Here is a 7,000-nt window from a genome sequence, read left to right as displayed (position 1 = left end):
GTCGCGATCGGGAAAGCGCACGTAGAGCTTGAGGAGGAACCGGTCGAGCTGGGCCTCCGGCAAGGGATACGTGCCCTCCATCTCGAGCGGGTTCTGCGTCGCGAGGACGACGAAGGGCTCTTCGAGGACGTGGGTGCGCTTGCCGACCGACACGCGATGCTCCTGCATCGCTTCGAGCAGCGCCGACTGTGTCTTCGGCGTCGCGCGGTTGATCTCGTCGGCGAGGACGATCTGCGCGAAGATCGGGCCGGGCTGAAACTCGAACCGGCGGCGGCCCGCGTCGTCCTGCACGACGAGGTTGGTGCCCAGAATGTCGGCCGGCATGAGGTCGGGCGTGAACTGGATCCGGGCGAATCGGACGTCCAGCGCCTGGGCGAGCGTGCGCACGAGCAGCGTCTTGCCGAGACCGGGCACGCCCTCGAGCAGCACGTGGCCGCCGGCAAAGAGCGCGGTGACCACGAGGTCGAGCAGCTCCTGATGGCCGACGATCACGCGGCTCAGCTCCCCGCGCACGAGCCCGAACGTGCGCCGGAACTCCTCGACGGTCTGCGCGGCAAGATCGGGTGCCGGACGGTCGGCAGGGCTCATGGTGCGCCTCCAAGCGAATCGAAGTACCGGCGGATCAACGTCACGTACCCCGGCGGCAGCGGGTCCTGCGAGAGCGCGCGGTCGATCTCGTGCGCGATGTCCGCCGGCGGCGGCGCCGCGGCGTGCTGCACGGGCGCGGCGCGTCCGGGCCCCACGATCTCCCGCACGTGGGTAGACCCCGGTCCCGGCAGCCCTTGGAGACGGCTTTGCGTCCGGGTTCCCCCGAGCCGCGGTGTAGGGGCGCCCATGGTTCCGCCGGTCCCGCGGCCGGGCAGACTCCCCTGGTTCGGCCCGGGCGGCGGCGCCGTCGTCTCGTCGGCGCCGGGCGTCGGAGGGTTCGAGCCGGACGCGGCTTGCGATGACGTATCGGGCCCGGGCTGCTCGGCCGACTGTGCGCTTCCGCCGCCTCGCGCGGCCTGAGCGATGCGGTCCGCCGAACGCTGGACCTGCCGCCGGGCGTCCCCGAGCGCCTGCTCGTCGCCCAGCATCCGCTCGAGGCCCTGCAGGTCTTGTAACGCCTCACCCAACGCGGCCGACGACGCGCCGCGCTGCCCACCTTCCGCCGCGCGGCGGGCGCGGTCGACGCCCGCCCGCACGCCGGGCGGCGCGCCCAACTGATCGAGCGATTCGGAGAGCGCGCGCAGGCGCCGGGCGAGCTCATCCGCGGACATGCCGGTGCCGGTGCCCTGGCGCAGCGCGCCTGCCAGGTCTTCCATCGCGAGCCGCGCCGCGTCGAGCCGCTGCGCCTGATCGGCACGCCGGGCCGCCGCGCTGTCGGGCTTCCCGGTACCGGGACGCCCGGCGCGCCCCGGAGACATCGCCTCGTCGATCTGCCGGCGCACGCTGTCCTGCGCCGCCTGCAGCTGCCGCACGACCTCGCGGACCTGGCCCATCGCGTCGTCCCACCCGACGCGCGGCGCTTCGAGACGGCGGCCGGCACCCTGCACGGCCGGCGCGGTGCGCAGCGCTTCCGGCAGGTGTCCGGCGCGGCCGGTCTCATCCAAGCGGCGGCCGACGTCGACGAGCACGCGGCCTTCGCGGTGAATTGTCGCCGCCATGCGGCCGGCGGGCGTGCCGGGCACGGCCAATCCCGCGCCCAACCACGACCAGGCGGCAAGGGCGAGACACAGCGCGAACGCCAGCCAGGCGTCGCCGGGGGCGCGAATCGGGGCGACCGCGCGCGGCTCGAGTCCTGCCGCCGCCGACAACGCGTCGCGGATCTGGAGGCGCACGAGCCCCACCGGACGTTCGATGCGCGCCAGGAGATCAACGGCCGTCCCGAGCCGGTCGGCGAGCCCCGCGCGCCGGTCGGCCACGCGGGCAGCCACGAGAAGCGGCGGCCGGCGCCAGCAGACGGCGGCCACGGCCCCGGCGACGAGCGCCAGGGCCACCCACGGCAGCATGCGCGACAGCGGAAACGGGATGGGGATGACCGCGGTCACGAGCGCCCAGACGAGCAGCGCGGCGGCGGCCGCGGCGATCGCGCGCGCCAGCCGCCGCACCGCCGCCGCGATCGCGAGGCGGCGGACGACCGGCTGCAGCAGCCGGTGCAGCTCGCGGGCTTCCGGCGACGCGTTCACGTGAGATACCGCCGCAGCGTCAGGCGCGCCGCCCCGTCACATGCGAGGCCGAACGCGACGTACACGGCGTAGACCGCGGCCGGCAAGACCCCACGCTGCGCCGCGGCGACGCCGAGCACGGGATTGATCGTGCGCGCCGGCAGCGGCAGCGCGAGCGTGCCGACGAAGACCAGCAACAGCAATGCCCAATGCGCGAGCGTCCGCGAGAACTCCGACTCGATCGCGATGCCGAGCCACAGCCCCAGTTGTCCCATGCTCCACGCCACCACGACGATCAACGCGCCGGCGCTTGCGAGTCCGGCCGCCGAGTCCTGACGGATGCCGGCCGACAGCGCGACGAACGGCGCCCCGAGCAGCAGCCAATAGCCGACCGTGACGAGCGTCGCGACGCTCTTGCCGGCGACGATCGACCGCGGCGCAAAGGGCGCGAAGACCAGATCGACCGGAGACTTTTCAGTCTCCACCGCAATCTCCTGGGCGGCGCAGGCCGACGTGAAGTAGGTCACGAGGATGACCTGGACGGCGAGCAGCGCGGTCGTCAGGCTCGCGGTTCGTTCGGCGGTCTGCGGGCCGAGTTCCGGCGGCATGCCGAGCCAGGCCAGCGCGCCGAGCACCCCGAGATAGAATAGCTCGATCGCGAAGACCTTGCGGCTGGCGGCCCGCGCCCGCAGGTCTCCGCGCAGCACCGGGTTGCTCACGGCTGCGCCCCCCGCGGCGCCGGGCCTTCGATCGGCACCACGAGCACGACGTCCTCCTCCACCCGGCCTGCGCCGGCGCGCTCGGGGAGCACAAACCTGGGTGCCGGACCGGACCACTCGCCGATCAGCACCGCCCGGGGCCACCGCGCAATCGCGCCGGGAGCCTGGCTGTCCGGGGCCCGGAAAAACCGCCCCGGCGACTGATCGTCGGCGACGACGTCCGACGCACGGCGCCACCCGATCTCCGGCACGGGGCGCACGATCCGGCCCGCCGGCAGATCGCCGAGCGGATAGACGAGCCCGTGCCACCAGACGGCCGCGCTGCGCAGTCCGGCGGGACCGAGATCGACGGTCAAGGTCTGCGCGCCGGGGTCGAAGGCCGCCGACGTACGCAGCGGCACCGCGGCCAGCGCCTGGAACACCCACGGCCGGTCCGGCCGCGCCACCCCCGCGAGCTCCGCGGTGGCGTCGCGCCACCGGACGCGAAGATCGCCCGTCATGGCCACCGGAGCCGCCGCGGCGCCGGGGGGCGCCGTCACGTCGACGGGCCCGCCGTAGGGCACCGTCGCCGCGGCGACGACGAGCGCGCGCGCGACGGGCGCTCCCGGCGCCTGCTGCAGTAGGGCGACCTGCGTAAGAGCGGTGGAGCGTGCACGCGCGCCGACCGCGAGCGTCACAAAGACCGCGATCGCGAGCGCGGCCGCGGCCGCGCCGGCCGCGGCACCCGCCGGCGTGGGACGGCGGCGGCGCAGGACCGCGAGCCCCGCGACGTACAGCGCGATCAGCAGCCCGGCGGCGACGTGCGAGAATCGGTCGACCGCCGCGCGCGGGCTCAGCCGGTCGGCCAGCACCGAGGCATCGGCGAGCACGGGCCGCGGCGTGCCGAGCGCGGCCGCCCACAAACGCGCGCGGCCGTCCCACTCCGCGAGCGGCGGCACCGTCGGATCGATCCCCCACACGCTCACGTACCCGTCGCCCTCGGCCGCCCCGGCGGCCACGGCCATGCCGCCCGCGCGCACGAGCTCGGCGTCCGGCTGCGGGATCAACGCCACCGCTGCGATCGGCCCGGCGGGAACCGCACCGCCGAAGCGAGCGGCGAGATCCGCGGGAGCGGTGAGCGCGTGCGCGCCCGCGAGATGCGCCGGCAGAATCGGCGCGAGAAAGTCGGGCAGCGGCACCCCGGGCCGGGCGATCACGACGAGCCGGCCGCCGAGGCGCACCCACGTGAGCAGCGCCGTGCGCTGCGCCTCGCCGAGACGCGCGGGATCGAGGTCGCGCAGGACGAGGAGATCCACGCCCGTATACTCTTGCCACCGCGCCGGCAGCGCGTCGGCCGTGACGTAGGCGTCGACGGCGCGCTCATCCACGCGCCGCAGCACGCCGAGGCCGGCGCGTACCTCCGAGACGAGCACGACGAGCCGGCCGGCCACACGCGCAGGATCGAGCGGTACCTGGGCGCGGGCGACGAGCCGGCCGCCGAGCATGAGCCGCACCCGGACGGGGCGCCGCACATCCTCGATGACCACCGGCACCCGCACCCGCTCCGACGCCCCGGCGACCGCCTGGAAGGGCACCACGGTGGACACGGTCGCGCGGCCGGTGCCCGGCGTCAGCGTGTCCGTCTCGACCACAATTTCGGCGGAGCCTCCCGCGGACATCGGCGGCGTCCGCACCTCGAGCGGTGTAGGCGCACCGGGCCGCACCGCGCCGTCGAAGCCCACCGCGACGGCGAGCGGCGTCTGCGCCGCCGCCGGCGACCAGGTCATCACGGCCGGTCCACCGGCGACCGCGCACAGCGCCACTGACAGCGCGAGGGCGCGGCCGATCGGCCGCGCCCTCGCGCCGGCGCCGCTGCTACGAGCCGGAGCGGCCGCCACCGGCTCGCGACGCGGGCTTCGATCGCGCGCCGTCGGACTTCGTGCCGCCCCTCGACGTGCTGCCGTCGCTCGACTTGCTGCCGCCGTCCGCGGCCGCGGAGCCGCTCTTTCCGCCGTCGCCGGAGGCCTTGCCGGACGCGGCGGACTCGCTTTTCTTCGTCTCGCCCTCAACCGGCGCCGGGGTCTTGCGGTAGTCCGTGATATGCCAGCCTGTGCCTTTGAAAATGATCCCCACCGGTGTGAACACCCGCCGCACCGCGCGGCCGCACCGCTCACATTTCGGCGGCGCGGCGTTCACCGCGTGCCTCGCTTCGAACTGATGCCCGCAGCGCGGACAGCGGTATTCGTAGGTCGGCACTCGGTTCACCCCCACACGTGTGCCACGGCCCCGCCACATGGCTGGCGGGGCCGCCGCCCATCATTACCGGTTCATTGTCTCGCCGGCCGGAGATTGTGTCAAGGCAGTACAATGACGGCGCGGGCGGCGCCCCCCCGCGGGGGCGTCCGGGAGGCTCTGCGTGGCCGAGCGCATCTTGCGATCGATCCGCGAAAGTTACGACCGCGTGGCGGACGAGTATGCCCGCCGCCTCTTCGACGAGCTGCGAGACAAGCCGCTCGATCGGCGCCTGCTGGACCGCTTCGCCGCCGATGTCGCGGGACGCGGCGAGGTGTGCGACATGGGCTGCGGGCCCGGGCAGGTCGCCCGCTACCTGCGCGACGCCGGCGCCGCGGTGTTCGGCCTGGATCTCTCTCCGCGCATGGTCGCGGAGGCGCGGCGGCTCAACCCGGACATCGCCTTCCGCGAAGGCAACATGCTCGCGCTCGATCTTCCCGACGGCGCGCTCGCCGGAATCGCCGCCTTCTACGCGATCGTCAACATCCCGGCCGGCTCGCTCCCCGTGGTGTTCCGGGAGATGGCGCGCGTGCTGGGGCCCGGCGGCTTGCTGCTGCTCGCGCTGCATGCCGGACGCGACACGCTCCGCGAGCGCGAATTGTGGGGCCGGCCGATTGACCTGGAGTTCTTGTTCTTCGAGCCGCCGGCGATACGGCGCGAATTGGAGCTCGCCGGTCTCGTCGTGGAAGATCTCGTCGAGCGCGGGCCGTATGCGCCGCAGGTCGAGTACCAGAGCCGGCGGGCGTACATCTTCGCGCGCCGGCCCGCCGGCCCCACGCCGGTCTAGCGGCGCTCGAGCGTCGCCACCCAGACGAATCCTTCGCGGCTTCCGGTATCGGTCCCGAAGGCCAGCCGCGTCCCGTCCGGCGCCCATACGATCGCGAGCGGCGCCTGGGGCGGGGCCACTTCGGGCCGGTAGTCGCCGAGCCACAGCCGTTCCCCGGTGAGCACATCGGCGATCTCGAGCGCGGCCCGGTCTCCCTCCTGGCGCGCGTAGGCTACCACGGTCCCCGCGGGCGACCACGCGACGCCGGTGTACCGCCCCGGAGGCGTGAGCGCGCGGCGGCCGGTCCCATCCGCGCGCATCACCGCGACGCGGGTCTCGCCGCCGTCTCCCGCGCCGGACGCGGCCGCGTCGTCGAGGTAGGCGATGAAGCGCCCCTCGGGCGACGGCACGGGATCGTGTCCACCGATCGGCAGGGCCTGCACGCGCGGCGCCACGCGGACGCCGAGGCGGATGAACACGACGCGGTCCGCGGCGGCGCCGCGATCCCCTGCGACCACCGCCAGGCCGGCGTTCCCGGCCAGCCACACGAGCGTCCGCATCTCGAGGCCGGGCGGCAGCGATCCGATGCGAACGACACCCCCGGCGGCCGGCAGCGTCCACAGCGCGGTGCCGGCTCCGTTCGCGGTTGCGTACGCCGGGCCGGCCCCGGCCCGCGGCCACGCGTAATCCTTGATGCCCACGGCGGGGACGAGCGCGTGCGGCGACGGATCGTCAAGGGCGAAGCTGAGCAGGCGTCCTCCGGCCAGCGCGGCGAGCGTGCGGCCGTCCGGCGACCACGCGACGCGCACGGCGCCCGCGACGGCCGCGATGCGCCGGCGGTCGAGGTCTCCCGCCACCGCGCGCACGCTCCACAGCGCGTCGGCGGTGCTGAAGGCGAGATGCCGTCCGTCCGGCGCCCACGCGGGCGGGCTGACCGCGCGGAGGTCCGACACACGCGTCAAGCCGGCGGACCGGAGGAACGGCGGCCCGGCGCCGATCGGGACGCGCTGAATCGCGCAGGCGCCGCAAACGAACACGGCCGCCAGGATCGCTCCCGGCAGCCGTGCCCATCGCACCACCGCGCGTGACGGCCGCGG

The 7,000-nt window shown here is 75.0% G+C and carries 7 protein-coding genes; 1 reads left to right on the top strand and 6 read right to left on the bottom strand.

Features of this window, described 5'->3' with window-relative positions:
- The 5 genes from VKT83_17620 to VKT83_17600 all read right to left on the bottom strand — a co-directional run.
- The coding region (locus tag VKT83_17620; GenBank protein ID HLY24288.1) for an AAA family ATPase at positions 1-588 on the bottom strand (588 nt) is incomplete at its 3' end.
- Positions 585-2,168 carry a hypothetical protein gene (locus VKT83_17615; GenBank protein HLY24287.1) on the bottom strand — a complete coding sequence of 528 codons (1,584 nt, stop codon included), beginning with the start codon at positions 2,166-2,168 and terminating at the stop codon, positions 585-587. The genes VKT83_17615 and VKT83_17620, both read right to left, overlap by 4 nt.
- Positions 2,165-2,866 (bottom strand): hypothetical protein, encoded by a 702-nt coding sequence (locus tag VKT83_17610; GenBank protein ID HLY24286.1) that lies wholly within the window; start codon positions 2,864-2,866, stop codon positions 2,165-2,167. The genes VKT83_17615 and VKT83_17610 overlap by 4 nt, the downstream gene beginning before the upstream one ends.
- On the bottom strand, positions 2,863-4,743 hold the full coding sequence (locus VKT83_17605) for a hypothetical protein (GenBank protein HLY24285.1): 1,881 nt from the start codon (positions 4,741-4,743) through the stop codon (positions 2,863-2,865). Before VKT83_17605 ends, VKT83_17610 begins: the two co-directional genes overlap by 4 nt.
- The gene (locus VKT83_17600) at positions 4,721-5,101 is read right to left on the bottom strand and encodes an FmdB family zinc ribbon protein (protein ID HLY24284.1); all 381 of its coding nucleotides are present in this window, start codon (positions 5,099-5,101) and stop codon (positions 4,721-4,723) included. Before VKT83_17600 ends, VKT83_17605 begins: the two co-directional genes overlap by 23 nt.
- 160 nt (positions 5,102-5,261) lie before the next feature.
- Here VKT83_17600 and VKT83_17595 point away from each other — a divergent pair, with 160 nt between their 5' ends.
- On the top strand, positions 5,262-5,924 hold the full coding sequence (locus tag VKT83_17595; protein HLY24283.1) for a class I SAM-dependent methyltransferase: 663 nt from the start codon (positions 5,262-5,264) through the stop codon (positions 5,922-5,924).
- Here the strand turns inward: VKT83_17595 and VKT83_17590 are convergent.
- Positions 5,921-6,982, bottom strand: a complete 1,062-nt coding sequence (locus VKT83_17590) for a hypothetical protein (GenBank protein ID HLY24282.1) — start codon at positions 6,980-6,982, stop codon at positions 5,921-5,923. The two genes, VKT83_17595 and VKT83_17590, sit on opposite strands and share 4 nt — an antisense overlap.
- Positions 6,983-7,000 lie beyond the last annotated feature (18 nt).

It is taken from the genome of bacterium, from assembly GCA_035308905.1.
Lineage (GTDB): Bacteria > Sysuimicrobiota > Sysuimicrobiia > Sysuimicrobiales > Segetimicrobiaceae > DASSJF01.
Note: the sequence above shows the minus strand (reverse complement) of the source record. Positions and strands in the feature narration are given on the sequence as shown.